The organism is Kribbella swartbergensis, assembly GCF_054784135.1.
In genome coordinates, this window is record NZ_BAAGPM010000017.1 from 396844 (window position 1) to 423834 (window position 26991).

Below are 26991 nucleotides of genomic sequence, written 5' to 3' on the forward strand. Positions count from 1 at the left end.
TACGCGTGAAAACCGAGTGGTGCTAGGTTTTGGATATGGCACCTAGAGGCCCGTACGCGAAAGGGGTCGCCAAGCGCGAGGAGATCCTGACCAAGGCGCTCGAGGTGATCGCCCGGCACGGCTACCGCAAGACGTCGACCCGCGAGCTGGCGAATGCGGCCGGCCTGAGCGAGGCCGGCCTCCTGCACTACTTCGGCTCGAAGGAGAAACTCTTCGAGGCGGTCCTCCGCGCGCGCGACGAGGCCGACGTGGCGCGACTCGGCGACGAGGTCGACGCGATCGACAAACTCGGCGCCATCGTGCGGCACAACAGCGACGTACCGGGTCTGGTGCAGCTGTACTCGACGTTCTCGGTCGAAGCCGGCGATCCGCAGCACAGCTCGCACGAGTATTTCGTCGAGCGGTACGACGCCCTGCGTCAGGCGCTCGCCGACAGCGTCCGGGCGCGTCAGTCGGACGGGACGATCAGTCCGGCGGCCGATCCGGACAAGATCGCCAGCCTGCTGATCGCGCTGTCCGACGGGCTGCAGATCCAGTCGCAGTTCCGGTTGCGGGACGAGCCGGCCGACCTGCTCGACCACCTTCTCGACCTGCTGCGACCGACTTCGCGGACCTAGCCCTGCCGGTTGGGGGGCGGGGGATAGTGGAGGGCATGACGAGATCCGCGGATGAGGCGGTCGCGCCGGCGGGGGCCTCGGTGGTCGGCCGGCGGGTGCTGACGAGGGAAGTGTGGCTGGTCCTGGCGTTGTCGCTGGGCGCGTCCGGGGTGGCGGCGCTCATCTCGTTCACCGGGGTGCTGACGTCGGCGAAGCCGATCAGCGGTCAGACCGCCGTGATCGTCGGCTCGCGCGCGCCGGGGCGGCCGTGGCTCGACCTGGCCTGGCAGCTGTTCGCAGTGGTCACGGCGCTGGTGCCGGTGGCGCTGGTCGCACACTTCCTGGCGCGTGGCGGCGAGACGATGCGCACGCTCGGCTTCGACCTGCGCGACCGGCTCCGCGACCTGGGACGTGGGACAGCGGTTGCCGCGGGTATCGGCGGCGCCGGGCTGGTGTTCTACCTGGCCGCCTACGCGAGCGGTGTGAACCTGACCGTCGACCCGGCCCGGCTGCCGGACACCTGGTGGCGGATCCCGATCCTGATCGCGGTCGCGGCGCAGAACGCCGTACTGGAGGAGGTCATCGTCCTCGCGTACCTGAACCGGCGGCTGGACCAGCTCGGCTGGTCGGTCGGCCGCAGTACGGCGGCCAGCGCGCTGCTGCGCGGGTCGTACCACCTCTACCAGGGCCTCGGCGGGTTCTTCGGGAACGTGGTCATGGGCGTGATCTTCTGCTACCTCTACCGGCGCTGGGGACGGGTGATGCCGCTGGTCGTGGCGCACACCCTGATCGACATCGGTGCGCTGGTCGGAGCGACGTACCTGATCGGGAAAGTCGGCTGGCTGCCGGGCTGAAACCGGGACTCGACCACAGCCGGAACGTAACCGATCGGTGTTCCGTCAGGTTGTGAAGACGTGACTGTTCACGGGGAAACGACGAGTCCGCCGGAGATCGATCCGGGATTGGCGGCCGCGGCGCTGGCAGTGTACGCGCACCGGCACGAGGTGGTCCATCTGCTGTACGCCGCGGTCGACGAGCCGGACGCACTGAGCCGGATCTCGGACCTGCTGCACATCGACGAGGCGACGATCGCCCGCGTCCTGGACCAGCCGCTGCGCTGGATGCTCCCGCAGTTCCGCGCCGAGCTGGAAACCATCGCCGCCGGCCCGGCACCGGTCACCACCGGCTGACCGCCACCTGAAAGGTCCCGGCGGCGCCCGGCTGAGTGAGAGCAATCGGACGCCGCCGGGCCGCCACGCCGGTCAGCTCGGGGCGCCGGCGGTGACCAGGCCACCGTCGATGACGAGGTCCTGGCCGTTGATGTACGACGCCTCGCCGGAGGCCAGGAAGGCGACGGCGGCCGCGACGTCCTCGGCGGTGCCGACCCGGCCGGCGGGGACCGCGGCGACGACGGCCGCGTGGGCCTCGGGCGTGACGTTGGCGTGGAACATCGGGGTTTCGATGTACCCCGGGCTGACCGAGTTGACCCGGATCCGGCGGGGCGCCAGTTCGGCGGCGAAGGTGTGGGTGAGGTTGTGTACGGCGGCCTTGGTCGCGGCGTAGACGGAGGCGCCGGGCAGGCCGCGCTGGATCGTCCAGGACGCGTTGATCACGACCGCGGCGCCGTCGGACAGCAGGGGCGCCAGCTTCTGGACCGTGAAGAACACCCCCTTGAAGTTGATGTCGACCACCCGGTCGAACTCGGCTTCACTGGTCTGCTCGGCGGGCTCGAAGGCCGCGACCCCGGCGTTCGCGAACACCACGTCGAGCCGCCCGAAGCGGTCCCGCACGGTGGTCGCGAGCGCGTCGAGATCAGCCAGACTCGCCGCGTCCCCCGGCACCGCCACCACCCGGTCAGCCGGGGCGGAACTGGTGCGGAGGGCTTCGGCGGCGGTGTCCAGACGGGCTTTGTCGCGGCCGGTGATGACGACGTGCGCGCCCTCGGACAGCAGACGCTGGGCCGTGGCGAGGCCCATTCCGCTGGAGCCGCCGGTGACGAGCGCGATCTTGCCGGTGAATCGGTGAGTCATGCCGCCAGCCTGCCGCTCGTTGCACCGGGCAAACAGTGTGCAGTGAACCTGGGTCCGGCACCACCACCTTAGGCAGGCCGCGGGACGTAGAGTTCCAGGAACCAGTCCGGGTGGTCGGTCACCGTCAGCGTGGTCAGGTCGAAGAACAGCTCACCGTCCTCCGGATGGTTGACCGCCTTCACCACCTGCCCCGGTACGCCGACCTCCTGCCGTGCCCAGAGCTCGGTGAACTCCGGGCTCGCCGCACAGAGTTCGTCCACCACCCGCCGGTACTCCGGGTCCTCGGGAGCCCGGGCCGCGTCCGCTCGGTACGCCGCGACGACGGCCGGTGCGATCGACGCCCAGTGGACGTGCATCCCGCGGTACCGCGGGTTGGTGAAGAACGAGATCAGGCAGTTGTGGTCGGTGTCGTCGTACCCGAAGACCGTCCGGGTCGCGTCGTTGATGGCCAGCAGGTTCCAGTACCGGTCGCGCAGGATCGCCGGCCGCGGCGACCACGCGTCGACCAGGCGCTGCAGTTCGGGGGAGACCTCGCTGTCCGCGGCCGCGACGAGTGGTGGATTCAGACCGGCCAGCAGGTACAGGTGGGCGCGTTCGGGCTCGTTCAGCCGCAGCACCCTGCTGATGGCGTCCAGCACGTCGCCCGAGACGTTGATGTCCCGCCCTTGTTCGAGCCAGGTGTACCAGGACACCCCGACACCGGCCAGCGTCGCGACCTCCTCCCGCCGCAAGCCCGGCGTACGACGCCGTCCCGCCACCGGCAGCCCCACGTCACCAGGCGACACCGCCGCCCGACGAGCCCGGAGAAACTCCCGCAACTGCTCCCGCCGCGCCACCCCACGAGGCTACCCGGTGACTACGGTCGCTCGAGTTCGGCGATGACACCGAAGTGGTCGGATCCGAACACGCCGCGCACCGGCCGGTCGAAGAGGCGCTCGGCCGACCGGATCCGCAGGGTCGGGCCCCGCACGTCACAGCGGACCATGACGTAGTCGATCCGCCGGGGCGGGATGCGTCCCCAGTCGGCCTCGGCGATGATGAGCGGGTTCTCCAGCGTGAACGTGTGCCCGTGCTGGTCCGGGTGCGCGAACTCCCAGACATCCTGGTAGTTGACGCTCACATCGCTCAGTGACTGGCGCCCGGTCCAGAACCGCACGCTGCTCGTCTCCGGGCGGGCGTCGAAGTCCCCGGCGAGTACGACGTGCAGGTCGCGGCCGGAGGCGATTCGTTCGATCATCCGGGCCGCGGCCACCGCCTGCAGTTCGCGTTCGTGTTCGTAGGTGATCTGCCAGTTCGGCTTGTGGTTGACGAACAGCACCGGTCCGACCGGTGTGTCGAACTCCGCCGCCGTGGTGCGCCCCGGGAAGTCCGCCGGATCGACGCGCTCGGTGACGCACAGGTCGATCTCCTCGACCGCGACCGCGGGCCACCGGCTGACGATCGAGCAACCGGCGCCGTCGGGCGAGCGTCGGCCCTGGTGCAGGACGTGGTAGTCGTCGCCGAACAACTCCGCCGTCTGGTCGTAGTCCTCCGTGACGACGGTCTCCTGTAAGGCGATCAGGTCCGGCTGGAGCGCGCGGAAGCCTTCGCGGAGCACATCCCGCCGGGCTTCCCAGTCACCGTGCCGGCACCAGATGTTCAGTGTCGCGACTCTCAGTGTCTCAGCCATACACACGGCGGTACCCCCGCCTATGCGCGAGATTCCCGTACCTGCGATCCGGTCGCACCGGGTAGGTTCGGCGGGTGCAGAGTTACGGGACCGACGTGCTGGAGATCGCCGACGAGTTGACCGACGCGTACGTCGAGGTGTTCACCGCGCCGCCGTGGGATCACCGCGATCCGGAGGAGACCCGCGCCGCGTTCCGGGCCCGGCTGGAGGGGGATGCGCGGCGGGACGGGTTCCAGGCACTGATCGAGCGGTCGGCCGGCGGGACGATCTCCGGGTTCGTCACCGGGTGGACGACGCCGACGCCGTTCCGGACCGATCGGGCCTACGGCAAGGTGCTCGAGCGGCTCGGGGCCGAACAGGTCGAGGAACTACTCGTCGGCGCCTTCGAGATCGACGAACTCGGCGTACTGCGGAACGCTCGGGGGACCGGGCTGGGTCGCCGCCTCCTCGAGGCGGCGGTCGCCGATCACCCACGCGCCTGGCTGCTGACCTGGGACCAGGCGCACGACACGATCGCCTTCTACCGCCGGGTCGGCTGGCGTGAGCCGCCGGTGCGCGGCCCGGAAACCGACATCGTCGTCTTCCTCGCGCCGAACTGACGACCGCGTCGCAGGGTCCACGAGGGCGCTCACGTCAGAGATCGAAGAGGTCCTGGGCGTTGCGCCACATGACGGCTTCTTGTTCGGTGGGGGTCAGGTTGGCCGCCTCGAAGGTGCCGAGGGCAACTGAGGGGTCGATGAGGGTGGCGTCGGTGCCGAACATGAGGCGGGACGGGCCGATGCGGTCGAGGATGTAGCGGATGCGGCCGGCCTCGGGGGCGGACCAGCAGGGCTCGAACCAGATGCGGTCGCTGCGGCCCGCGGCCTCGGGGACGAGCGGCCAGCCGTTCGCACCCATGTGGCCGGCGATCACCCGGGCGCCGGGCACGCGAGCGGCGACGTCGGCGAGGTCGAGGACGTTCTCGCCCCAGGTGTGCACCAGGGTGGGCAGCGCGAACTCCGTGGTGAGTTCGATCGCCGCCTGCATGCCGGGGGAGTCGATCGGAGTCCGGCTGTATTCGGTGTGGATCTTCGCGCCGACCCAGCGGGACCGCCCGTCACCGGCGAGCAGTTCGTCGAGGTCCGCGCGGGCCTCGTCCAGCCGGCGCGGGTCGACCACGAGCATGCCGCGCAACCGCGGGTCCGCCGGGAGTTGCGCCGCCAACGAGCGGTTGCCGGCCGGAGCGTCGTACACGATCGCCTCGATCGCCGACACCAATTGGATATCGATCCCGAACCGGTCCAGGAGTTCGCTGTTCACGCTGACACTGCCCACGTCCATGGAGAAGAACCACGGCCCCCAGTGCGCGTGTACGTCGATGATCATGGCCGCTCCAGGACGCGGGTGAGGTTGTGGCTGCCGGTGAGCGCGATCTCTTCCGGACCGAGTTTGGACGAGAGCAGGCGGCGGACCACGGACCGGGTTTCGTGGAACGGCGTACGGCACCCCAGCACCAGCCGCTCCGCCCCGACCTCGGCGGCGACGATCTCCAGCGAATCCGGCCCGGTCAGCATCCGTGTCGACGTGTGGAAGCCGGGCTCACCACGCGCCAGCACGACGAAATCGCCGAGGTAGTAGAAGTGCGTGTCGAGGAACACCACCGTCGCCCCGAGCCCCCGGAAGGCCGGACCCACCTTCCGTACGTCGCCCTCGGTGAAGATCGTCACCCCCGCCTCCACCAGCAGCCGAACGACGTGCTCGAACGCCGGGAAACCCGGCTCCACCCCCTGCGACGTCGGCGCCAGCCGGATCGCCCGCGGCCGCTCCGGCTGAGCCATCAGCCGGTCGAGCTCGCGCTCCGCCCCGAGCGGATCACGCAGGTCGAGCACCGGGCACACCGTCCACCCGTTGCCATCGGCAACGTCGCGCGCCTCGTCGTTCCCACTCGGTACGTCGAAGTACGTCGCCCGCAGCGACGACACCACACCACCCGAGACCCCGGTCGCCTTCATCACGTCCCGCACCGCGTCCGGCCGGCTCCACCGGCCCGTCGTGACGTCATGGCCGACCAGCACGTCGCAGTCCAGCAACACAGGCACGTCGCTCATCCGGCCACCTTAGACAGTGCGGTGTGGACCTTGCGGATCGCGGTGACGATGTCGTCGACGTCCCCCGAGGTGTAGTTCTCGTTCCAGGGCAGGACGAGGAGCCGATGGTTGATCAGCTCCTCGGCGTTCGGGCACAGGCCGACGGGATACTCGACGTCCTGCAACGGGAAGTGCGAACCGCCGTACGTCACCCGGTCCCGCACCGCCGGCGCGCCGTACAGCGGACTCGTCAGATAGCCGCCGTTCGCCGGCACGCCCTCAGCGGTCAACGCCGCCGCCCACTCCCGCAGGTCGCCCGCGACCTCCGGATCGAGGATCAACGGATACTGCCAATAGACGTGGTCGCCCGGGTCCGGGGGAGGCGTGATCCCGGCCAGGCCGGCGATGCCCGCAGTCGCTCGCACGGCCGCGGTACGACGATCTGCCACGACGCCGGCCAGACGCGTCAGTTGGACCCGGGTGACCGCACCGACCAGTTCGGTCATGCGGTAGTTCAGTGCGAGGAAGAGGTAGCTCCGCTCGTTCGTGTCCCGCGGCCAGCCCTTGTCTGCGAACAGCCGCATCCGACGGGCCAGCGTGGCGTCCTCCGTCACGACCAGCCCGCCGTCGCCCGCGCTGATGTGCTTCGTCTGCTGCAGGCTGAAGCAGCCGATGTGGCCGATTCGGCCGGTCACCGTGTCGCCGACCGGCGCGAGATAGGCCTGCGCACAATCCTCGATCAGCATGATCCCGTGCTGGTCGCAGAGCTCGCGCAAGGCGAAGATCGGGGCCGGCTTGCCGAACAGGTGGACGGCCATCACGGCCCTGGTCCGGGGCGTGATCGCGGCCGCGACCGCGGCCGGATCGAGGTTGCCGGTGATCGGGTCCACGTCGGCGAACACCGGTACGGCGTTCTGCATCAGGATAGGGAACACCGTGCCCATGTCGCTGATCGGCGTGGTGATGATCTCGTCACCCGGCTCGGGATCGACCGCGGCGACGGCCAGGTGAAGAGCCGCCGTACCGGAGCTGCAGGCGACCGCGTGCGCGGCGCCGAGAACGTCCGCGAACTCCCGCTCCAGCGCCGGAACCTCGGTGCCCCAGGTGGCCGAGAGCATCCCGCTGCGGAGTACCCGCTCGGCGGCCTTCACCTCCTCGTCGCCGAAGCGCCGGCCGGACGCGTCCATCACCGACGGCAACGGGGCGGAGCGCACCGCTGTGCCGCCGTCGCGTGCGAGTTCGGTCTGGTCCATCGCAGAGGTCCTCACGTCATTGCGGTTGCTCACGGCAACGGTAGCTGGACGAGGTCGCGGTCGGCGAGGCCCCAAACGCTGTGCGGTGCTCCGCCGCGCACCGGCGACAACTGGGGCACCGTGTACCAGCCGTCGCCGAGCTTGTTCACCAGCAGTTTCGCCTCGCTGAGACCCGGCCCGAGCTGGTACAGGTTCCCACCGAAGTTCGTCTCACAATAGACGCCGGTGCGGTCGGTGTAGATCTCGCCGTAGCCGGACAGCTTGTTCGTCCCGCGGACGACGGCACCCGTCCTGAGGTTGTACGTGAACCAGCCACCGCTGGTCCGCTTCAGAACGCCGTACAGGATGCCGTCCTTGACCGCGACGCTCTGGATCGAGCGCTCGCCGGCCAGCGGGTCGATCGTCCACAGCAGCTTGCGCTGTCGCAGGTCGAAGGCGCCGACCGCGGCCGCTGTCCGGGTCGGGGTGATGCCGCCGCCGCCGACGACGTCGCCGCCGAGGTACGCGATGCCGTCCACGATCGCGACCGACATGACGCTCTGCTCGGGCAGGACGCCGTAGTGCACGTCGAGTTCGCCGGTCCTCGTGTCGAGGAGGGTCAGGGCGCCGGTGAGCTTCCCGGTGCCGGGCGCGGAGGCGATCGCGAGCAGTTTGGTCTGCTCGTCGTACGCCGCCTGCCAGGGCCGGATCTGTTCGTGGCCGATGATGCCGAAGCTGTGGAGCTCCTTGGTCCGTGGATCGATGCGGACCACCTCGGTGCTCGGGTAGATCGCGGAGTAGAGCGCGTCGTTGACCCAGGTCAGAGTCTTGGGTTCGCCGGGCACGCGGATCCGGCGGGTGGCGCCGGTGCCGATCGCGTGCTCGGTGACGACCCAGTGGCCGCCGACGTACAGGTGCGGGTTGCCGAGCTCGATCGACTGCGGCTTGTCCGGCGCCGGCGTGAAGCCGGCCTCGACGAGGTCGAGCAGTTCGAACGATCCGGTGGCCAGGTCGAGCCACCAGAGCACGCCGGACCCGGTCGAGCCGAGCAGTGTGGACTCGTCGAGCAGCACGAGCCGCCGGTGCTCGTCGGCCGGCGCGGGCGTGGCGACTGCGGTGAGCGTCGTGTCGCCCGGACCGCAGGACCACACGGTCCCGGAACGCCGGGTTGTGAGGTACGCCGTCCCGTCCGCGGCGACCGCGATCGCATCCACGCCGGTCTCGCCGTCCGGCAACGGCACGATCCGAACGTCGCTCCCGCCGAGGGCCATGCTCACGAGTGCGCCGGACGCACCCGCGACGATCCGATCTCCCGAGGCGGCGAAGGGTCCGAAGTTCTGCCCGCGCACCGCCGCCGGGGTCAGATCACGGAACGTCCCAGTGGTCCGGTCGTAGCCGACGAGCTGGGACGGCGTGTAGATCCCCGCGTAGACGAAGTTCCCGGCCGCGCCGACGTAGCGCCCGTACTGCGCCCCCGGCACCGGCGCACCGAGACGAGTCAGGGCGTTCGTGGCCGGGTCGATCTGCCAGACGGCGCCGTTGGGATAGCTGACCGCGAAGACCTGACCGTCCGGTGCGGTCGTCATGTCCCAGACGAACCCGCCCGCACCGGCCAAACTGCCGACCCGGGTCAGCTGACCGTCCGCCGGATCGAAGCAGTACACATCGGCGACCGGATACAACCCGACGTAGATCTTGCCGGCGGCAACGGTGATGCCCCAGCCGCCTTCACCGACCGGGAGATCGATCGTCGTGGTCGCGCGCCGGGTGCCGAGGTCGACCTCCACCAGCTTGGGCGGCACGATGCCACGGGTGACCACATACGCATGCCCGTTGTGCACGGCCATCGCCACCACCGCGGCCGTCAAGCACGCGGCACCGAATCTCGGCAGCGTCGAGCCGTCGATGGGTTCAGCCTGCACGGCGGCTCGTGCTCCGGAGCTCGGAAGGGCGGCTGCGGCACCGGTGAGCACGGCACCGGCCAGCACCGTACGGCGGGAGATCGTCATCTGAAGGCCTCACTGCTCGCGGGGGAGATTGCCGATCCGGACCAGGTCGCGGCCCTTGATCGTGTAGAGGGCGTCGCCGGTGTGCGACGTCGTGATCAACGGATAGCCGTAGACCTGCGTGGCCAACCCGTCGACGACCGTGGTCACCACCGGTGGACCGGACCGGCTCGGCACGATCTGGAAGACCCGCTTGCTGTCCGTCCCGAAGAGCCCGGAGCGGGCGATCGTCAGCCGGCTCTGACCGGTGCCGATGACGACCGTCGACAGCACCGTGCCGGTGGACGGGTCGAGTACGGCGAGCCGCCCGTCGTCCGTGGTCGCGTAGAGCCGGCCGCGATAGACCATGACGTCGCTGTACGACGGTGCACCGGGCAGCGGGGCGACCTCCCACAGCCTGCGGTTGCTGCTCAGGTCGAACGCGACGACCGTTGCCTCGGGCAAGATCGGATCCGTGCCCAGACTGTTGCGGGTCGCGCCGCCCAGGTAGGCGATGCCGTCCTGGGTGGCCACCGATCGGACCGACTGCTGCGGTACGACGCCGCGGTGGACCTCCCGCTCACCGGTGTCCAGGTGCTGCTCGGTCAACGTGCCGTCGTACTTGCCGTAGTCGGGCTCGGTCGAGATCAGCCAGGTCCGGGACCGGGCGTCGTACGCGTCGTCGGTCGGCCGGGTCTGTTCGTGGCCGATCCGGCCGAACTCGTGCAGACCTGAGCCGTCGGACTTCATGGCCCACAGCCGGGCGAGTGTGTAGACACCGAGGTAGACGTCCCGGCCGACCGGGGTCAGTGTCTTCGCCTCACCGGGCAGGAACGTCCGGCTGCTGGCGCCGGTGGCCAGGTCGTGGACCTGGATCCCGGCCTTCCCGCTGACCAGCACCGAGGTCGCGGTCGCCGCGATCCCCATCGCCTGCTCGGGCGCCGGCGGCAGACCGGCGGTGCCGAGATCGGTCCCGCTGAACGTGCCGGTGGCGCGGTCGTACTCGACCACCTGGCTCGTCAGTTCCGCCCGGATCGTCGAGCCGTCGACGAAGATCCGGTTGAAGTAGGCCCCGTCGTACGGCGAACCGAGGCGTTCGAGCGTGGAGCCGGCGTACCGGTAGAGCGTGCCGGACGGGCGGGTGCCGAGGTAGACGTCGCCGGTGGGCGCGTCGATCGTGATCGCGGTGACGTACTGATCGCCGCCCGGTGTCTGGACCTCGACCGGATTGCTCAGGTCGGCGGTGTCGAAGACGAGCATCGTCCCGGTCGGGGAGAGGCCGGCGGCGAGTTTCGTCCCCGACAGGGTGAGGGTGGCGACGAAGGTGCGGTCGGCGTACGCGGCCGGCAGCACGTCACGACGCTCGCCGGTGACCCGGTCGATGGCGATCAGGTGCGCCTTGGTGCCGACTCCGGCGTAGATGGTGGTCGCGTCGGCGGCGATGCTGCGGACGTACTGCTGGCCGGCGACGGCCGCGCCGTACGTCCTGGTGCCTCCGGTCGCCGGGTCGTACTCGTGGACGGCGCCGTCCGGGTACGTGCCGACGACGATCTTCCCGTCGGGGGTGGCGGCGATCGACCAGATGAAGGAACCGAAGCGCGCAACCTTGCTCGCGGTGCCGGTGGTGGTGTCGATCCGGTAGAGGTCACCCGGCGTGTAGAGGCCGACGTACAGGTCGGTGCCGACATGGGTCATCGCCCAGGCGCCCGCGCCGGTCGGCAGCGTGAGCTTGCGGTCGACGGTACGGGTGACCGGATCGAACGCGCCGACCTGGATCGGCGAGACCCCGGACGTCACGGTCCAGATCCGGTCGCCGACCTGCTCGGCGACGCTGGTCGAGGTGACCGCCGACGCCGGGCCGAGATTGTCCACGGTCACCGTGCGCACGGCCGCCGCGCCGGGGGTGACCGGAACGCTCACCAGTACTGCGCAAATGACAAGAGCGCCGATCAGTTTCCGTGCGAATCGCTTGTCCACAAGGCCTCCCGGGACATCGCCGCCGGTTTTACGGTCATGGCTGAAATTACCCGGAAGACTACGCGCGGCCGAATCGGGACGTCAACAGGCCAGGGCCGGGGGCGGGGAAAAGCGCGCGGGAACTCAGAGGTGGACGCGGTACACGACCAGCGGCCGGCCGCTGCCGGAGCCGATCTGGGTGCCGGTCGCGTCGGCCAGGCCGGCCCGCTCCAGCCGGTTCAGCACCCGGCGGGCGGTCCGCGGCTGGATGCCGAGGTGATCGGCGACGGTGCGCGTGGTCAGCCCCTCGGGTGTCGCGTGCACCAGTTCCTGCAGCCGCTCGAGCGTTGCCTTCGACAACCCGGCGCGCTGTGCGAGCACCTGCAGTTTCGTCCGCTGCTGTGCGCGCGGCGCGGCGCCGCCGACCAGTACGAGGTCGATGTCGTTGCGCAGCGAGACCACGGCCGCGGTCCGTCCGGCCGTCTTCGCGCGGCTGAGGGCACGCCGCGCCAGCGCCTCGGTCTCGGTCCCCGAGCCGCCGATGCCGAACCCGATCCGCACCGGCCCGAACTGCTCCTTGAGCCGGCTCAGCATCCCGAGTTCGGTGAACGAGGCGGTCGCCTGTTCGAGCGGCCCGCGCGTCGCCACGATCAGGTAGCGCTTGTCGTCGTACCGGATCACGCTGCCGCCGAGCGAGCCGGCTTCGCGTCGCAGCGCCCGCTCACCGTCGGCGGCGATCTCGACCAGGCCGAGCGCGATCTGCGCATCGTCACTGCGCAAAGCGTCATGAACGAGCAGCAGACTGTTCACCGCGGCGCGGACCGAGTGCACCGACGGAGCCAGCCGGACGGCGGTCCGCTCGGTGCGCAGTTTCTCGTACGCCGACCGCAGACAGGTCACCGCGATCGTCGCACCGGCCTCGCGGTGGAACGCGATCACGTCGTCGGCGCTCAGGCCGCGCCGGTACGGAAGGACGCGGACTCCGCCGGTCGGCAACCCGACCTCGTCGAGCGTCTCCCGGACCTGTGCCTCGTCCAGGACGTCGATGCTCATCGAGGTCACGTCCTGGCCTTCACGGAGCAGCTGGACCAGCGCCCGCATCAACGTCGCGCCGGTGTACTCCACGTGAGCGGCCGGGCGGTCGAGAAGGTCGTTGGCGGCGGCGATCTGGTACGGCACCACGCCGGTGAACAGCCACGCGTCGACACTCGGCGGTGCCTCGGCCATCACCCGTGGGGTGTCGGTCTCGCGGCGGTAGCGCAAGGGAACGACCTCGACACCGCGCAAGGCCGAGACGATGCGGCTCGTGGAGGTGACCAGGTCCGACGGCCCGATGATGCCGATCGTCGTCACCATGTCGTCATCACCGCGCGGTCCCCTCCTTCACCCGGCCAGTCTCGCCACATCGTCAGGCGGCTGCAAGAACCCTCGCCGTAGAACACTGGCACCCATGCCACGCGTTGCCTTAGTCGAACTGGACACCTCCCACCCCGCGGCCTTCGTGCCGTTGTTGCGCGAGCTCGGTCTGGAGGTCGTCGCCGTACTCGACTCGGGAGCCGTCCGCCCGCCGTCGTACGCCGACGAGTTCGCGCAGCGGCACGCGATTCCGACGGTGGCGAGCGGGCTGGACAACGTGCGGGCGGACGTCGCGATGTTGCTGGGGTGTGACTGGGACCAGCGCTACCAGCAGGCGTGCACGCTGCTGGATGCCGGTACGGCGGTTGTACTCGACAAGCCGGTCGCCGGCCGGGTCGGCGACCTCCGCGACCTGGCCGCACGGGCAGCAGCCGGGCAGCCGGTCAGCGGCGGGTCGTCGTTCCGCTGCCTTCCGGAGGCGATCGCCTGGCGGGAGCGTGGTGAGGCGGCCGCCCTCGTCGTGGTTGGTTGCGCAGGGCATCCGTTCTACTACGGCGTCCATGCGGTCTCGTTCGCGGAGGCACTGCTCGGACCGGGATTCACGGCTGCGCGAGCGTTGGACGAATCGAGTCGGCGTGGGCTGCTGCGGCATGCGAGCGGAGCCGAGGTACTGGTCGACATCCACGAGGGCTATCCGTACTTCGCCACGGTGGCCACTTCGTCTTCGGTGGAACACCTGCAGCCGGACCCGCTCGGTGTCTACAAGCCGTTTCTGACCGCCCACCTGCTGCGCGAGAAGCCGCCGTACCTGAGTGTCGAGCCGGAGTTGATGCTGCTCGCGCTGGCCCGTTCGGCGGCGACCGGTGGCGACTGGGTCGAACCCGAGTCGCTGCCCGATTCCTTCTCGCCTTGGGACGCCGCCGCGTACACGGCCGCCTACATGCCGCCGGAGTAGGCCGGTCGCGAAGGGGTACTGGAATGGCGCCGCCGGCCGATGAGCCCGCTCGCACACGGTGTCACCGGTCGGCTGCACCCTGCACAGGAGGGAGGACCGATGAACGATCCGACAGGAACTCTGGTCCGACTGGACGACGTCGACCTGACCCTGGCCGACCCGGCCGACGACCTGCGCGGCCGCACCGTCATCGACCGCAACGGCGACGAGGTGGGCAAGGTCGACAGTCTGCTCATCGACGAGGACGAGCGCCGGGTGCGCTTCCTGGAGGTCGGCTCGGGCGGTTTCCTCGGGCTCGGCGAGAAGAAGCGGCTGGTCCCGGTCGACGCCATCATCCGGGTCGACGACGACAACGTCCACATCGCCACCGATCGCGACCGGGTCGCCGGCGCGCCGGTGTACGACCCCGAGGTCGTCCCGCAGCGGCACTACCTCGAGGACGTCTACGGGTACTACGACACCCCGCCGTACTGGGGTCCCGGCTACTTCTATCCAGGGTGGCCGCGTTAGCCGTACCTTGCGTGGTTGACATCAGGGGGACGCGCCGCTGACCTGCTCCTCGGCCCTGTCGGGCAGGTCCGGTACGTTTCGGCCATGATCTGTCTGACTGCGGGCGTCGGCTGATGCGATCCCAGGAATGGATCGCCGAGGGTACGGCGCTGTGCCGGAAGGCGCTGGTGGACCTGGAGGGGCCGTCGCTGCTGCCCGGCTGGACCAGGAAGCATGTCGCGGCGCATCTCGCGTTGAACGCCGAAGCGCTCGGCAACCTGGTCGAATGGGCGCGCACCGGCGTGGAGAAACGGATGTACGCCTCGACCGATCGGCGCAACGCCGACATCGAGGCCGGTGCGCGGCGGTCGTCCGCCGAGTTGCTCGCCTGGTTCGACGAGTCGGCGCGGCTGCTGACGGAGGCGATGGGGGAGTTGACCGACGCGCAGTGGCAGGCCCGGGTGCTGACCGCTCAGGGAAGCGAGGTGCCCGCCGGCCAGATCCCGTGGATGCGGGCCCGTGAGGTCATGATCCATGCCGTCGACCTCGGTACCGGGGTGACCTTCGCGGACCTTCCCGAGGACTTCCTCGAGGAGCTCTGTACCGATATCCGGACGAAGCGCGGCGATGTGCCGGAGGTCAACGGGCCGCTGCCCGCCGTGGCGGCATACCTGGCCGGACGTCCGTACGAGGGCGTGACCACGCCTGACGGCACGCCGGTAGCACCGTTGCCGCCCTGGCTGTAGAGATCATCGGGACGGCTCCGACGTAGCAGACGACTACGGAGGAGGTGCCCGATGACCACGCCGGAACAGGTTCTGCGGACCTACATCAGGCTGACGGTGGTGTCGACGACCGCGTCGTCGATGATCTGGGGCGTCAACACGCTGTTCCTGCTCGATGCCGGGTTGAGCATCGGGGAGGCATTCGCGGCCAACGCGTTCTTCACCGTGGGCATGGTGCTGTTCGAGGTGCCCACGGGTGTGGTGGCGGACACGGTCGGCCGGCGTACGTCGTACCTTCTCGGGACGATCACGTTGATCGGCTCCACGCTGCTGTACCTGTCGCTGTGGAAGACCGGCGGGCCGTTCGCGGCCTGGGCGGTGGCGTCGGTGCTGATCGGGCTCGGGTTCACCTTCTTCAGCGGTGCCACCGAGGCGTGGCTGGTGGACGGGCTGAAGGCGACCGGATACCGCGGCTCGCTGGACGCCGCGTTCGCGAAGGGCCAGGTCGCCGGCGGGGTCGCGATGCTGGGCGGGTCGATCGGCGGCGGTGTGCTCGCGCAGTGGACGAATCTCGGCGTTCCGTACGTCGTTCGCGCGGCGCTGCTCGGGGTGACGTTCGTGGTGGCGTGGCGGGCGATGCACGACGTCGGCTTCACCCCGAAGCCCCGCGTGTCGGTGGTCGCCGAGGTCCGCGGGATCCTGCGGTCGTCGCTGGATCATGGGCTGCTGAATCCGCCGGTGCGCTGGGTGATGCTGGCCGCCCCGTTCACCGCGGGTGTGAGTATCTACGGGTTCTACGCCGCGCAGCCCTATCTGCTCGAGTTGTACGGCAGCACCGACTCGTATGCGATCGCCGGCCTGAGCGCCGGTCTGGTCGCGGGTGCCCAGATCGTGGGTGGCGTGTCGGCGTCGTACGTCGCCCGTGCCTTCCGTCGCCGTACGTCGATCATGCTGGTGGCGACCGGGACGATCGGCGGCGTCCTGGTGCTGATCGGGCTCGCGTCGGGTTTCTGGGGTGCGCTGCTTCTGCTGGCGGTGTGGGCGGTGTTGTTCGAGGCGATCTCGCCGGTGCGGCAGGCGTACCTCAACGAGCTGATCCCGTCGGCGCAGCGGGCGACCGTCCTGTCGTCGGACAGCCTGCTCAGCTCGGGTGGCGGCGTGGTGATCCAGCCGACCCTCGGCCGCGCCGCCGACGTCTGGGGCTACGGCCCGGCGTACCTCATCGGCGCCGGCGTCCAGCTCGTGGCCCTGCCCTTCATCCTGCTCGCCCGGCGCTCACATCCGGCGGAGGAACGGGTGCCGGTGACCGCATGAGGAATTGTCGGTGTGGTATCGGGTACCGGTGCGCGCATGCACGACGAACGATTGGTCGAGACGATGCGGCAGCTGTCCAAGTCGCTGACGCCGCGCGCACTCGACGAGACCCTGCGCAACATCACGACGGCAGCCGTCGAGCTGTTGCCCGAGGTCGAGTACGCCAGCATCACGGTGCTGCACGACGACCAACGGCTGGAAACCGTCGCGCCCACCCACGACGTGTTGCTGCCGCTCGACGCGGCGCAGTACGAGCTCCGTGAGGGGCCGTGCTACGAGGCCGCGGCGTCAACGGTGCACATCATCTCCCCGGATCTGGCCGCCGACCAGCGCTTCCCGAGGTACTCCTCCATCGCGGTGGCGTCCGGGATCAAGGCGCAGGCCGGTCTCCGGCTGTTCCAGGCTCCGAGCGCGAACGGCGCCCTGAACCTGTATTCGGGCATGGTCGGGGCGTTCGAGGACTTCGACTCCCTCGCCGCGTTGTTCGCCCATCAGTCCGCGATGGCGATCGAGTACGCCCGCGAGATCGACAATCTCGAACAGGCCCTGCGCACCCGCTCGACGATCGGCCAGGCCATCGGCATCGTGATGGAGCGCTACAAGCTCACCGAGCAGCGGGCGTTCGCGTTCCTGGCCAGGCTGTCGCAGACCAGCAACATCAAACTCCGCGAGGTCGCCGAGGAGGTCGTCGACCAGGTCGAGCGGCAGAGCAACGCGCTCTGACCGAAAATCACGAGCCCGGCGCCTGGTCGCTGTCTTAGCCTTGGGGCTCGTGACGCTGCGGATGATTGTGCTGAACGGCGGGTCGAGCTCGGGCAAGTCGGGGATCGTGCGGTGCCTGCAGGCGGTGCTGCCGGACCCGTGGCTGGCGTTCGGGGTGGACAGTTTCGTCGACGCGCTGCCGGCGGCACTGCGGGACTCCGGCGCCGGGATCGAGTTCAAACCGGACGGTGGCATCGAGGTCGGGCCGGTGTTCCGGCACCTCGAAGCCGCCTGGGTGGAGGGGATCGTCGCGATGTGCCGGGCCGGCGCGCGGGTGATCGTCGACGACGTGTTCCTCGGCGGAGCCGCCTCGCAGCAGCGCTGGCGCGACGCCGTCGGCGACCTCGAGGTCCTCTGGGTCGGCGTCCGCTGCCCGGCCGAGGTGGCCGCCGGCCGCGAACTCGCCCGCGGCGACCGCGTGGTCGGCATGGCCGCCCTCCAGGCCGACATCGTCCACGAGGGCGTCACGTACGACGTCGAGGTCGACACCACCCGCACCGAGTCCGTCGACTGCGCCCGCCAGATCGCCCACCACGTGACCTGACAACCTCGTCCTCCTGCGAGGTCAGGTCAAGGCCGGAAGGACGTGCTGGGCGAAGGTGTCCAGGAAGGGTTGCTGGGTCTGGCCGACGTGGTGGAGGTAGACCTCGTCGAAGCCCAGGTCGGCGGCGTCGCGGACACAGTCGACGAAGCGTCGGGGGTCCGAGGAGATGACCACGCTGCGGTGCATGTCCTCGGGTTTCACGTACTTGGCGGCCAGGTCGAACTCCTCCGGGGTCGCCAGGTTCCAGCACAGCGGTGCCTCGAAGACGTTGGACCGCCACTGGTCGAAGGCCATGTCCAGCGCCTCGTCCTCGTCGGGTGCCCAGCTGAGGTGGATCTGGACCGCGAGCGGCTTGTCGTCACCGCCGTTCTCGCGGAACGCGGCGACGATCCGCTTGAGCACCTCCGGCGGCTGCCAGATCGTCACCAGTCCGTCCGCCCACTCACCGGCCCATCGAGCGGTCGCCTCGCTGACCGCGAGAGCCAGCATCCGCGGCGGTTGCTGCGGCAGCGTCCACAACTTCGCGCGGTCCACCTGGACCAGGCCGTGATGCGTGACCTCCTCACCCGCCAGCAGCGCGCGGATCACGTCGACGCACTCTTTCAGTCGTGCGTTGCGGGTGTCCTTGTCGGGCCAGGGCCCGCCGGTGACGTGTTCGTTCAGGAACTCGCCGCTGCCGAACCCGGCGGTCAGGCGTCCCGGGAACATCTCGGCCAGCGTGGCCAGCGCGTGCGCGACGATCGCCGGGTGGTACCGCTGTCCCGGCGTACTCACGACTCCGACCGGAAGCGACGTCGTCGCCATCGCGGCGCCCAGCCACGACAAGGCGAAACCGGACTCGCCCTGCCGCCGGCTCCACGGCGCGATGTGGTCGGAGGACCAAGCGGCCTGGAATCCCGCCTGCTCGGCCAACTGGATGTCCCGCAGCAACTGGCTGGGCGGGATTTGCTCGTGCGACGCGTGCCATCCGACAACGGGCATGCAGAACCTCCGGATCCTCGATCCGCCTGCCGGTGCCCGTCCGGAGCGCGGACAAAACCCCACGCCACGCTCGTCGGGCGCTGAGCCTAGGGTGGGCGACGACGGCGAAGGGATCGGGGGTGAGCGTGCTCTCGGGATGGCAGCGGGTGGTTCTGGGGCGGCTGGCCGAGGTGGCTGTGCCGGCCGACGAGTTTCCTTCGGCGGCCGAGGCCGGTGCGGTCGCGTTCGTCGAGCGGGTTCTGAGCGCGGACCGGCCCGACTGGCGGCCCCGGGTCGAGCGCGCGCTGGAGGTCGCGGGGGAGGACCCGGACCTGGACGCGGTGCTGGCCGACGAGGACGGAGCCTGGCTGGTCCGGCTGGTGGTGCAGGGGTACTACGCCGGCGACGGCCACCTCCCCGATGTCCGCGGCGGCCAACCGTCGGCCTGGACGATGGTCGGGTGGGAATCCGCCGGCCTGCCGGTCGTCGAGACCGAGTTGCCGATCACTCCCTGGGCCGGCCTGCTCGACCGGTACGACACCGTCGTCATCGGCTCGGGTGCGGGCGGCGGCGCTGCCGCGCAGGTGCTCGCGGAGTCCGGCCGGTCGGTGCTCGTCATCGAGGCCGGCCGCTACCCGACGACGGCGTCACTGACCCGCGACCATCTGCGGAATCCGCGGTCGTGGTCCGCACTGCCCGCCCCGACCGACCCGGACCCGCACGGACGACCACGGATCTCGGTCGTCGACGGCGTACGACGTACTGTCCTGCCACCCGACCCCGGATGGGGCAACAACGCCTTCACCGTCGGCGGCGGCACCCGGGTGTACGGCGCCCAGGCGTGGCGGTTCGTGCCACGCGATTTCACGATGGCCGGCACGTACGGCGTTCCCGACGGAAGCAGCCTGGCGGACTGGCCGATCACCTACGACGACCTGGAGCCGTACTACAGCCTGGCCGAGCAGCGATTCGGCGTCAGCGGCGGGGGAGTGGACCCATGGCACGAGCCACGGTCGCTCCCGCTGCCGATGCCGGCCATGCCGCGGACCGCACCGGCGCAGCGGCTGGCGGCTGCGGCCGACCGCCTCGGCTGGGGCACGCTCGACGTACCGCTGTTGATCAACTCCGTCGAGTACCAGGGTCGAGCGGCCTGTGTGCGGTGTGGGCACTGTGTGGGGTTTGCGTGTCCGGTCGGTGCGAAGAGTGGGACCCACAACACCGCGTTGCCTGCCGCGCTGGCGACTGGCCGGTGCACGCTGGTGACCGAGATCACGGCTGAGCGGCTGGTGACCTCCAGTGGGCGGGTCGTCGGAGTAGCGCTGGCCGGATATGAGTCCGGCCAGGTCTGGCGACGTACGGTGTACTGCGCCGAGGTCGTCGTCGCCGCGGGTGCCACGGAGACGCCGCGGTTGCTGCTGAACAGCGCGCACGACGGTGAGCCCGACGGCCTCGGCAACAACCAGGATCAGGTGGGCCGGTATCTGCAGGCACACGTGTACGCCGGAGCGGTCGGGCTGTTCGACGACGAGGTGGTCGATCTGGTCGGGCCCGGGGCGTCGATCGCGACCTGCGACTTCCGGCACGGCAACGACGGGATCGTCGGTGGCGGGATGCTCGCCAACGAGTTCGTTCCGACGCCGGCCGCGACGTACGACTACCTGACCGCGGCAGGCCTGATCCCGCCCGCCGGTGCGGCCGGGAAGCGGGCGATGCGGCGCGAGGTCCGCCGGATGATGCGCGTGGTCGGACCGATCCAGGAGGTCACGTCGGCGGAGTCGCGAGTCCGGGTGGATCCGGCGGTCGTCGACCGGTTCGGCAATCCGGTGGTGGTGATCAGCGGGTCCATTCATCCCGAGGACGTCCGGGCGCACGCCTTCATGAGCGAGAAGGCTCGGCAATGGCTCGCCGAGGCGGGCGCGGTGCGGACCGCGGTGGGCGGTCTGGGGAGTACCCGGCAGGCGAGCAGTGGTCAGCATCAGGCGGGCAGTTGCCGAATGGGCGACGATCCGGCGCGGTCGGTGACCGATCCGTACGGCCGGGTCTGGGGGCACGACAACGTCTGGATCGCCGACGCCTCCACCCATGTCACCAACGGCGGCGTGAATCCGGTGCTGACCGTTCTGGCCAACTCCCTGCGGATCGCCGAGCGGATCGCCGGCTGAGGCGGATCAGCCGAGGACGCGGGAGATGCCGACGCCGCTGCGGGCGTCGCGGCCGTACTTCGCCACCTCGGCGGCCAGGTCCAGCCGCGCGACTCCGGTCTTCTGCCGGTCCTCGTCGGTGAGCCGGTCCGCCGGAATGATCCAGACGATCTCGAACTCCAGCCCGTTCGGGTCCCGCCCGTACAGCGACTTGGTCGTGCCGTGGTCCGACGCCCCGACCAGCGCGCCGGCCTCGCTCAGCGTCGCGGCCAGGTCCTCGAGATCGCCGAGCGTGTCGACCTCCCAGGCGAGGTGGTACAACCCGACCGTCGACCTGCCGGCGCCGGACGGGCCGGCCTGGGCGCCGAGCTCGAACAGCCCGAGGTCGTGGTCGTTGGTCGAGCCCGGGGCCCGCAGGAACGCCGCGCCCTGGAACGCGTCGCCGGTCTCGGTGTAGCCGAAGCCGAGCACATCGCGGTAGAAGGCGACACTTTCGGCCAGGTCGCGCACGAACAGGACCGCGTGGTTCAACCGGAAGATCGCCATGACCTACTCCTTCTGTCGTCTCTGGCATCTCCGATTATAGTTGAAGACTCAACTTTTTACCACTGTCAGCGTCGCGGCCGCCGGCGTTGACCACCACGGCGGTCCGGCGACTTGGCAGGTCTGCGCCTGGACTTCGGGTCGGTCTTCTTGGTGACGGCGGGTTCCGTGCCGCGGCTGCTGTTGACGGTCCGGCCGCGGACGATGCCGATGAACTGCTCCATCAACTCGGTCGTCTCGTCCTCCGGCCACGACAACGCGACTCCGGACTGCGGCGCGTCGGCGAGCGGCCGGTAGGTGAGGTCGCGGCGGTGATACAGCCGGGCGAGTGACTGCGGTACGACGACCAGGCCGGTGCCGGCGGCGACGAGTTCGATCGCCTCCGAGGTCGTCGCCGGACGGTGGTCGATCACCCGGCCGGGTGGCTGCTCCCAGTCGAGTACGTCGTCGCGCGGGTGCAGCATGAGTTCGTCGGCGAGGTCCTCGGCCGTGACCTCCTCGGCCACCGTGACGACATGGTCCTTGGGGACCACGACGACAGTCGTCTCGGTGTACAGCGGAATGGCGTGCAGGCCGGTCCGGTCGATCGGCAGCCGCAGCAGGGCGGCGTCGATCTCGTGGCCGCGGATCAGCCCGGCGGCGTCCGCGGCCTCGACCTGGATGAGCTCGAGCGGGATGCCGCGTGACCGCTCCTGCCACATCCGTGCCCACTTGGCGGGCGTCACGCCGGGGACGTACCCGAGCCGGAAGGACGTCTGGGGGCCGGTCACGTGGTCAGGTTACCGGGTGTGATCGCTACTCTTGCTGCCATGACGTCGCGTAAGACAGCCCAGACGATGAAGCCGGCCACGGCGGCGAAGAAGCTGGGCGTGTACCTCCCGGCCACTCCGCCGGACTTCCAGGAGGGGGTCGTTTCCCGCGACGAGCTGAACGCGCTGCAGGCCGACCCGCCCGAGTGGCTGCGGGAACTCCGGCAGAACGGTCCGCACCCGCGTGCCGTCGTCGCGGCCAAGCTGGGTGTCTCGATCAGCGGCCTCGCCCGCGCGGGCATCACCGAAGCGCTCACCACCGAGCAGATCGAAGCCATCAAGACGGAGAACCCCGACTGGCTGGAACACGAACGCGCCACCCAGGCCGACGTCCGCAAGGAAGCGGCCCGGCTCAAGCAGCAGACTCGCGAGCAGTAACCGGCCAGCCGTCGGTGAACTGGGTGTTGCGCGCCGCGGTCGCGGAGGATGTCGGGGCGATCGCGGAACTGCGGGCGGTGGTGATGCGGGCCGACCTGGAGCGGTTGGGGCGGTTCGACGAGCACCGGGTCCGGCAGCGGTTCCGGGATGCGTTCTCGCCGCAGTACACGTCCGTCATCGAGGCCGGCGGGGAGTTCGCGGGCTGTGTCAGCGTGCGCGCGGCCGAGGACGGGCAGTGGCTGGAGCATTTCTATCTCGCGCCGGGCTTCCAGGGCCGCGGGCTCGGGACGGCCGTGCTGCGAACTCTGCTGCGGCAACTCGACGCCGACGGTGTGACGGTGCGGCTGAACGTTCTGCAGGGCAGCGCGGCCCGGCGGCTGTACGAGCGGCACGGCTTCGCCGTCGAGGAGCAGGACGCGATCGACGTCTTCATGGTGCGAAAACCGGAAAGTTCGGGCGTGAACATGCCAGGTGGTTGACGACCTCGGGGCTCCGGGCTGTACTTTCGGTCCTGACCGTAAAGGAGTCCCGATGAAGATCAACCGTCTCGTGGTTCCGCTCACCGCGTTCGCCGCCGCGGCCGCACTGACCGCCTGTGGTGGCCCGGACGAAGAGGCGTCGGCCCGGCCGGTCACCGTCTGGATGTACCCCGTCATCGCCGACGAGAAGGCGTCCGCGGCCTACTGGTCGCAGATCGAGAAGGACTTCGAGGCGGCCAACACCGACGTCGACCTGACCATCGAGCAGCAGCCCTGGGCGAACCGGGACCAGAAGCTCGCCACCGCGTTCTCGGGCGGCAAGGGGCCGGACGTCCTGCTGCTCGGGCCGGACCAGATCCCGCAGTTCGTCAAGACCGGTTCGCTGGAGCCGATCGACAAGGTCCTCGAGGCGGACAAGTCGAAGTTCCTGCCGGGCGCGTTGAGCGCGCTGACCGTCGACGGCAAGCTGTACGGCGCTCCGATCTACCACACCGTCACCACGACGCTCTACAACAAGAAACTGCTGGACAAGGCCGGTATCACCAAGCCACCGGAGACCTGGGACGAGATCAAGGCGGCCGCGCCGAAGCTGAAGGCGGCCGGCGTCGCCACGCTCGACTACTCGGCCTCACCGGAGACCTCGCTGAATCTGAGCTTCTACCCGCTGCTGTGGCAGGCCGGCGGGTCGGTGTTCGCCGAGGACGGCACGAAGGTCGCGTTCAACCAGGCCCCGGGCGTCGAGGCGCTGACCTTCATCAAGGGCCTGTACGACGCCGGCGCGATCCCGAGGAGCAGCCTGACCAACGCCAACGTCGTCGCCGACCAGGCGCTCGGCAAGCAGCAGGTCGCGATGGGCTTCACCAACACCCTGATCGACGCCAAGACGGTGAACTCGAGTTGGGGCGCGGCCAACGTGATCGTCGGCGTACCACTGGAGAACAAGAAGCGGGTCGGGTTCGGACTGCCCGGTGGGCTCGCGGTGAACGCCGGGTCGAAGAACATCGAGGGAGCCGAGAAGTTCATCAGCTTCATGACCCAGCCGAAGCAGGTGGTCAGTCTCGGGCAGGCGGCCAACTACCTCTCCCCGCGCACCGACGCACCGGTGCCGGCGGCCGACGAGCAGGCGAAGAAGTTCGAGGAGGCCCTGCAGTACGCCTTCCACGGTGAGGTGAACCCGGCCGCACGCCAGGTGATGGCGTTGCTCGCCGTCGAGATCCAGGCCGCTCTGACCGGCAAGAAGACGCCGCAGCAGGCCCTCGACGACGCGGCCAAGCAGGCCGACGACCTGCTGTCCAGACAGCGTTGATCCGATGAGAGTCGTCGACGTCAACCGGATCCTCGGACCCGTTCCGGCCGCCGACGTGCCGAGCCGGGACGTGCCCGGGTTGGTGGACGAGCTCGACCGGTTGGCGATCGACGCCGCGTGTGTCGTGCACTCACTGTCACTCCACTACGACCCGGTCATGCCGGTCGGCGTACCGAGTCATCCACGGCTGTTCGGCGTGCCGGTCGTCGTACCCGGACCGCTGGGTACGCCGGCGCCGTCGGACGCTCGACTGGTGCGGATGTGCCCGGCCGAGCATCGGTTCACGATGACCGGGCCGCAGGGGCTCGGGCTGGCGCGGGAGCTTGCCGAGCGCAACATCACCGTGCTGCTCGGGTGGGAGTCGACCTCGCCCGGCGGGATTCACCACCTGGCGAGCGAGGTTCCCTCGCTGCGGATCGTGCTGATCAACACGGGTTATCGCGCGCTGCGCGAGCTGGCGGAGCTGATGGACGCCCACCGGGAAGTGCGGGTCGACACGTCCGGCCTGTGCGGGCATCTCCAGGTGGAGTGGACGGCGAACCGGTACGGCGCACACCGCGTGCTGTTCGGCACCGGCGCCCCCGAGACCGACGATGCCGGTCCGCGGTTCCAGCTCGATCATCTGGAGCTCCCCGAGACCGACGTCGAGCTGATTGCCGGTGGCAACGTCCTGGAGCTGCTGGGATGAGCGGGATCATCGACGCACACGGGCATCTCGGCGGGTGGTTCGCGTTCGCGATCGCGGACAGCTCGACCGAGAGCCTGGTCCGGGTGATGGACGGCTGCGGGGTCGCGACGATGTGCGTGTCGCACCTGCTCGCGGTCGGCCCCGACGCGCGGGCCGGCAACGCGCTGCTGGTGGACGAGATCCAGAAGCATCCGGGCCGTTTCCTCGGGTACGCCGTGTACGACCCGCACGACCCCGAGGCGCCGGAGCGGGCGGCCGACCTGCTCGCGACGCCCGGCGTCATCGGGCTGAAGCTGCATCCCGACACGCATCAGCATCCGCTGGACGGACCGGGGTACGCGAAGGCCTTCGAGCTCGCGGCCGAGCACAGTGGCGTCGTTCTTGCGCACAGCATGCACGGCTCTCCCTGGTGTGATCCGGCGCGGTTCGCGACCGTCGCGCCGCGCTATCCGTCGGTCCAGCTGCTGATGGGTCATGCCGGACTCTTCCCGGCCGGACTGCCCACAGCTGCCGAGGTCGCCTCGGCGTACCCGAATGTCACGCTGGAGATCTGCAGTTCCCGGTTGACCGCGCGGCACGTGGCCTGGCTGGTCGCCGCCGTCGGCGCGGACCGGATGGTGTTCGGATCGGACGCCCTGTTCCTCGATCTGCGCGTCGGCCTGGGCCGGGTGATGCTCGCGCCGATCGCGCCGGCCGAGCGCGACCAGTTGCTGTTCGGCACCATGACGAGACTCCTGGAGGGATCGCGATGACGCTCGCTCTGGACGGTGGTACGCCGGTACGACGTGCACCCTGGCCGAGTTGGCCGCCGCCGGCGACGAAGGAGCAGCGCGAACTGCTGCTGGAGGTGCTCGACAGCGGAGCCTGGGGAGCCACGTCGGGCACGAAGGTCAGCGAGTTCACCGAGGCCTTCACCCGTTCGGTCGGATCGTCGTACGGCGTGAGCGTCGTGAACGGCACCGTCGCACTCTTCCTCGCGCTGCGGGCCCTCGGCGTCGGCCGGGACGACGAGGTGATCGTGCCCGCGTACACGTTCGTCGCCAGCGCGACCGCCGTCGTCCTCGCCGGTGCCAGGCCGGTGATCGCCGATGTCACGCCGGAAACGCTGCACCTGGATCCGGCGGCCGTCGAACCGCTGATCGGCCCGCGGACGAAGGCGATCATGCCCGTCCACCTGGCCGGTGCGCCGGCCGATGTCGCGGCGTTCAGGCAGTACGGCGTACCGATCGTCGAGGATGCCGCACAAGCGCACGGGGCGACGTGGCACGGCCGGCCGGTGGGCACCCTGGGGGATGCGGCGTGCTTCAGCTTCCAGTCCAGCAAGGCGATGACGGCCGGGGAGGGTGGGCTGATCGTCACCGACGACGAGGAGGTGTACCGGCGGTTGTGGGCGCTGCACAACGTCGGGCGCAGCATCGACGGCGGCTGGTACGAGCACCCCGATGTCGGCTGGAATCTCCGAATGACGGAGTTCCAGGCTGCCGTTCTGATGCCGCAACTCGCCATCCTCGACGAGCAGGTCGCGACCAGGGAACGCTCGGTCCGCTATCTCCGTCAGCAGGGTCTCGACCTCCTGCCCGCGCCGGAAGGTACGACCAGAAGCAGTCACCACCTCGCATTGCTGCGCTACGACGCGCAGCGCTTCGGGGGACACAGCAAGGCGGAGTTCCTCGAGGCGATGACCGCCGAGGGCGTCCCGCTGGACTCGGGCTATCGTCCGTTGTCGCGCGAGGACGCCCTCCGCCCGTACACGGACCTGAAAGCCTGCCCGGTCGCCGAGGCCGCCGAGGACTCGATCGTCTGGATCCGGCAGAGTCTGCTGATGGCCGACGAGGAAGATCTCGCGGACATCGTCACCGCGCTGCTCAAGGTCCAGGAGGCCTTCGGCCACCGCTGAGGCCAGCTTCCCACCGCGCGACTGCGGGAGCGACTGCTCGAGCGGATGGTCGACGCCGGTGAAGCGCCGCAGGCCATCGAACGGAGCCCCGAACGCGAGTCGGGTCAACGG

At 69.9% G+C, this 26991-nt stretch carries 29 protein-coding genes; 17 read left to right on the forward strand and 12 right to left on the reverse strand.

Features of this window, described 5'->3' with window-relative positions:
* The first annotated feature begins 35 nt into the window (after positions 1–35).
* From ACYVOK_RS13715 to ACYVOK_RS13725, 3 genes are all read left to right on the forward strand, one after another.
* Positions 36–617 carry a TetR/AcrR family transcriptional regulator gene (locus tag ACYVOK_RS13715; RefSeq protein WP_460662747.1) on the forward strand — a complete coding sequence of 194 codons (582 nt, stop codon included), beginning with the start codon at positions 36–38 and terminating at the stop codon, positions 615–617.
* 35 nt (positions 618–652) lie between these two features.
* A complete protein-coding gene (locus ACYVOK_RS13720) occupies positions 653–1450 on the forward strand; it encodes a CPBP family intramembrane glutamic endopeptidase (protein ID WP_460662748.1) in 798 nt (265 codons plus the stop codon).
* A gap of 129 nt (positions 1451–1579) precedes the next feature.
* Positions 1580–1786, forward strand: a complete 207-nt coding sequence (locus ACYVOK_RS13725; RefSeq protein ID WP_460662749.1) for a hypothetical protein — start codon at positions 1580–1582, stop codon at positions 1784–1786.
* Positions 1787–1858: 72 nt separating this feature from the next.
* On the opposite strand, the gene ACYVOK_RS13730 is transcribed toward ACYVOK_RS13725, so the two are convergent.
* From ACYVOK_RS13730 to ACYVOK_RS13740, 3 genes are all read right to left on the reverse strand, one after another.
* A complete protein-coding gene (locus ACYVOK_RS13730; RefSeq protein ID WP_460662750.1) occupies positions 1859–2626 on the reverse strand; it encodes an SDR family NAD(P)-dependent oxidoreductase in 768 nt (255 codons plus the stop codon).
* A 68-nt stretch (positions 2627–2694) separates the two neighbouring features.
* A complete protein-coding gene (locus ACYVOK_RS13735; protein ID WP_460662751.1) occupies positions 2695–3462 on the reverse strand; it encodes a helix-turn-helix transcriptional regulator in 768 nt (255 codons plus the stop codon).
* A gap of 20 nt (positions 3463–3482) precedes the next feature.
* Positions 3483–4295: an endonuclease/exonuclease/phosphatase family protein gene (locus tag ACYVOK_RS13740; protein WP_460662752.1), complete on the reverse strand. Its 813-nt coding sequence runs from the start codon at positions 4293–4295 to the stop codon at positions 3483–3485.
* A 74-nt stretch (positions 4296–4369) separates the two neighbouring features.
* On the opposite strand from ACYVOK_RS13740, the gene ACYVOK_RS13745 reads away from it, so the two are divergent.
* A complete protein-coding gene (locus ACYVOK_RS13745) occupies positions 4370–4894 on the forward strand; it encodes a GNAT family N-acetyltransferase (RefSeq protein WP_460662753.1) in 525 nt (174 codons plus the stop codon).
* 34 nt (positions 4895–4928) lie between these two features.
* On the opposite strand, the gene ACYVOK_RS13750 is transcribed toward ACYVOK_RS13745, so the two are convergent.
* The 6 genes from ACYVOK_RS13750 to ACYVOK_RS13775 all read right to left on the reverse strand — a co-directional run bounded on the left by ACYVOK_RS13750 (position 4929) and on the right by ACYVOK_RS13775 (position 12890).
* Positions 4929–5660 (reverse strand): amidohydrolase family protein, encoded by a 732-nt coding sequence (locus ACYVOK_RS13750; RefSeq protein WP_460662754.1) that lies wholly within the window; start codon positions 5658–5660, stop codon positions 4929–4931.
* On the reverse strand, positions 5657–6382 hold the full coding sequence (locus ACYVOK_RS13755; protein WP_460662755.1) for an amidohydrolase family protein: 726 nt from the start codon (positions 6380–6382) through the stop codon (positions 5657–5659). Before ACYVOK_RS13755 ends, ACYVOK_RS13750 begins: the two co-directional genes overlap by 4 nt.
* The gene (locus ACYVOK_RS13760) at positions 6379–7614 is read right to left on the reverse strand and encodes a DegT/DnrJ/EryC1/StrS family aminotransferase (RefSeq protein ID WP_460662756.1); all 1236 of its coding nucleotides are present in this window, start codon (positions 7612–7614) and stop codon (positions 6379–6381) included. The genes ACYVOK_RS13755 and ACYVOK_RS13760 overlap by 4 nt, the downstream gene beginning before the upstream one ends.
* Positions 7615–7643: 29 nt before the next feature.
* Entirely contained in the window at positions 7644–9602 is a 1959-nt protein-coding gene (locus ACYVOK_RS13765; RefSeq protein WP_460662757.1) for an NHL repeat-containing protein, read from the reverse strand.
* Positions 9603–9611: 9 nt separating this feature from the next.
* Entirely contained in the window at positions 9612–11498 is a 1887-nt protein-coding gene (locus ACYVOK_RS13770; RefSeq protein WP_460662758.1) for a YncE family protein, read from the reverse strand.
* A 180-nt stretch (positions 11499–11678) separates the two neighbouring features.
* Positions 11679–12890: a helix-turn-helix domain-containing protein gene (locus tag ACYVOK_RS13775; RefSeq protein WP_460662759.1), complete on the reverse strand. Its 1212-nt coding sequence runs from the start codon at positions 12888–12890 to the stop codon at positions 11679–11681.
* 94 nt (positions 12891–12984) lie between these two features.
* Here ACYVOK_RS13775 and ACYVOK_RS13780 point away from each other — a divergent pair, with 94 nt between their 5' ends.
* The 6 genes from ACYVOK_RS13780 (at position 12985) to cpt (ending at position 17679) form a co-directional block, all read left to right on the forward strand.
* Complete coding sequence (locus ACYVOK_RS13780) at positions 12985–13845, forward strand: hypothetical protein (protein ID WP_460662760.1); 861 nt, start codon at positions 12985–12987, stop codon at positions 13843–13845.
* Between the two features lie 99 nt (positions 13846–13944).
* Positions 13945–14355: a PRC-barrel domain-containing protein gene (locus tag ACYVOK_RS13785; RefSeq protein ID WP_460662761.1), complete on the forward strand. Its 411-nt coding sequence runs from the start codon at positions 13945–13947 to the stop codon at positions 14353–14355.
* 113 nt (positions 14356–14468) lie between these two features.
* Positions 14469–15080 carry a maleylpyruvate isomerase family mycothiol-dependent enzyme gene (locus tag ACYVOK_RS13790; RefSeq protein WP_460662762.1) on the forward strand — a complete coding sequence of 204 codons (612 nt, stop codon included), beginning with the start codon at positions 14469–14471 and terminating at the stop codon, positions 15078–15080.
* Positions 15081–15131: 51 nt separating this feature from the next.
* Positions 15132–16373 carry an MFS transporter gene (locus tag ACYVOK_RS13795; RefSeq protein ID WP_460662763.1) on the forward strand — a complete coding sequence of 414 codons (1242 nt, stop codon included), beginning with the start codon at positions 15132–15134 and terminating at the stop codon, positions 16371–16373.
* 36 nt (positions 16374–16409) lie between these two features.
* Entirely contained in the window at positions 16410–17096 is a 687-nt protein-coding gene (locus ACYVOK_RS13800) for a GAF and ANTAR domain-containing protein (protein WP_460662764.1), read from the forward strand.
* 49 nt (positions 17097–17145) lie between these two features.
* A complete protein-coding gene (gene cpt / locus ACYVOK_RS13805) occupies positions 17146–17679 on the forward strand; it encodes a chloramphenicol phosphotransferase CPT (protein ID WP_460662765.1) in 534 nt (177 codons plus the stop codon).
* 21 nt (positions 17680–17700) lie between these two features.
* Here the strand turns inward: cpt and ACYVOK_RS13810 are convergent, their stop codons facing one another.
* A complete protein-coding gene (locus ACYVOK_RS13810; RefSeq protein WP_460662766.1) occupies positions 17701–18660 on the reverse strand; it encodes a TIGR03885 family FMN-dependent LLM class oxidoreductase in 960 nt (319 codons plus the stop codon).
* Between the two features lie 119 nt (positions 18661–18779).
* On the opposite strand from ACYVOK_RS13810, the gene ACYVOK_RS13815 reads away from it, so the two are divergent.
* On the forward strand, positions 18780–20801 hold the full coding sequence (locus ACYVOK_RS13815; RefSeq protein ID WP_460662767.1) for a GMC oxidoreductase: 2022 nt from the start codon (positions 18780–18782) through the stop codon (positions 20799–20801).
* Between the two features lie 6 nt (positions 20802–20807).
* Here ACYVOK_RS13815 and ACYVOK_RS13820 read toward each other — a convergent pair whose 3' ends face one another.
* Together ACYVOK_RS13820 and ACYVOK_RS13825 are read right to left on the reverse strand one after the other, a co-directional pair.
* Positions 20808–21326 carry a VOC family protein gene (locus ACYVOK_RS13820; RefSeq protein WP_460662768.1) on the reverse strand — a complete coding sequence of 173 codons (519 nt, stop codon included), beginning with the start codon at positions 21324–21326 and terminating at the stop codon, positions 20808–20810.
* Positions 21327–21391: 65 nt separating this feature from the next.
* Complete coding sequence (locus ACYVOK_RS13825) at positions 21392–22093, reverse strand: LysR substrate-binding domain-containing protein (protein WP_460662769.1); 702 nt, start codon at positions 22091–22093, stop codon at positions 21392–21394.
* A 39-nt stretch (positions 22094–22132) separates the two neighbouring features.
* Here ACYVOK_RS13825 and ACYVOK_RS13830 point away from each other — a divergent pair, with 39 nt between their 5' ends.
* From ACYVOK_RS13830 to ACYVOK_RS13855, 6 genes are read left to right on the forward strand one after another with little or no spacing between them, the layout of a single operon-like run.
* On the forward strand, positions 22133–22510 hold the full coding sequence (locus tag ACYVOK_RS13830) for a DUF5997 family protein (RefSeq protein ID WP_460662770.1): 378 nt from the start codon (positions 22133–22135) through the stop codon (positions 22508–22510).
* A 14-nt stretch (positions 22511–22524) separates the two neighbouring features.
* Positions 22525–22989 (forward strand): GNAT family N-acetyltransferase, encoded by a 465-nt coding sequence (locus ACYVOK_RS13835; RefSeq protein ID WP_460662771.1) that lies wholly within the window; start codon positions 22525–22527, stop codon positions 22987–22989.
* A 52-nt stretch (positions 22990–23041) separates the two neighbouring features.
* Positions 23042–24295, forward strand: a complete 1254-nt coding sequence (locus ACYVOK_RS13840) for an ABC transporter substrate-binding protein (protein WP_460662772.1) — start codon at positions 23042–23044, stop codon at positions 24293–24295.
* 4 nt (positions 24296–24299) lie between these two features.
* Positions 24300–24983, forward strand: a complete 684-nt coding sequence (locus tag ACYVOK_RS13845) for an amidohydrolase family protein (RefSeq protein ID WP_460662773.1) — start codon at positions 24300–24302, stop codon at positions 24981–24983.
* Complete coding sequence (locus tag ACYVOK_RS13850) at positions 24980–25735, forward strand: amidohydrolase family protein (protein ID WP_460662774.1); 756 nt, start codon at positions 24980–24982, stop codon at positions 25733–25735. Before ACYVOK_RS13845 ends, ACYVOK_RS13850 begins: the two co-directional genes overlap by 4 nt.
* The gene (locus tag ACYVOK_RS13855) at positions 25732–26880 is read left to right on the forward strand and encodes a DegT/DnrJ/EryC1/StrS family aminotransferase (RefSeq protein ID WP_460662775.1); all 1149 of its coding nucleotides are present in this window, start codon (positions 25732–25734) and stop codon (positions 26878–26880) included. Before ACYVOK_RS13850 ends, ACYVOK_RS13855 begins: the two co-directional genes overlap by 4 nt.
* The last annotated feature ends 111 nt before the right edge of the window (positions 26881–26991 follow it).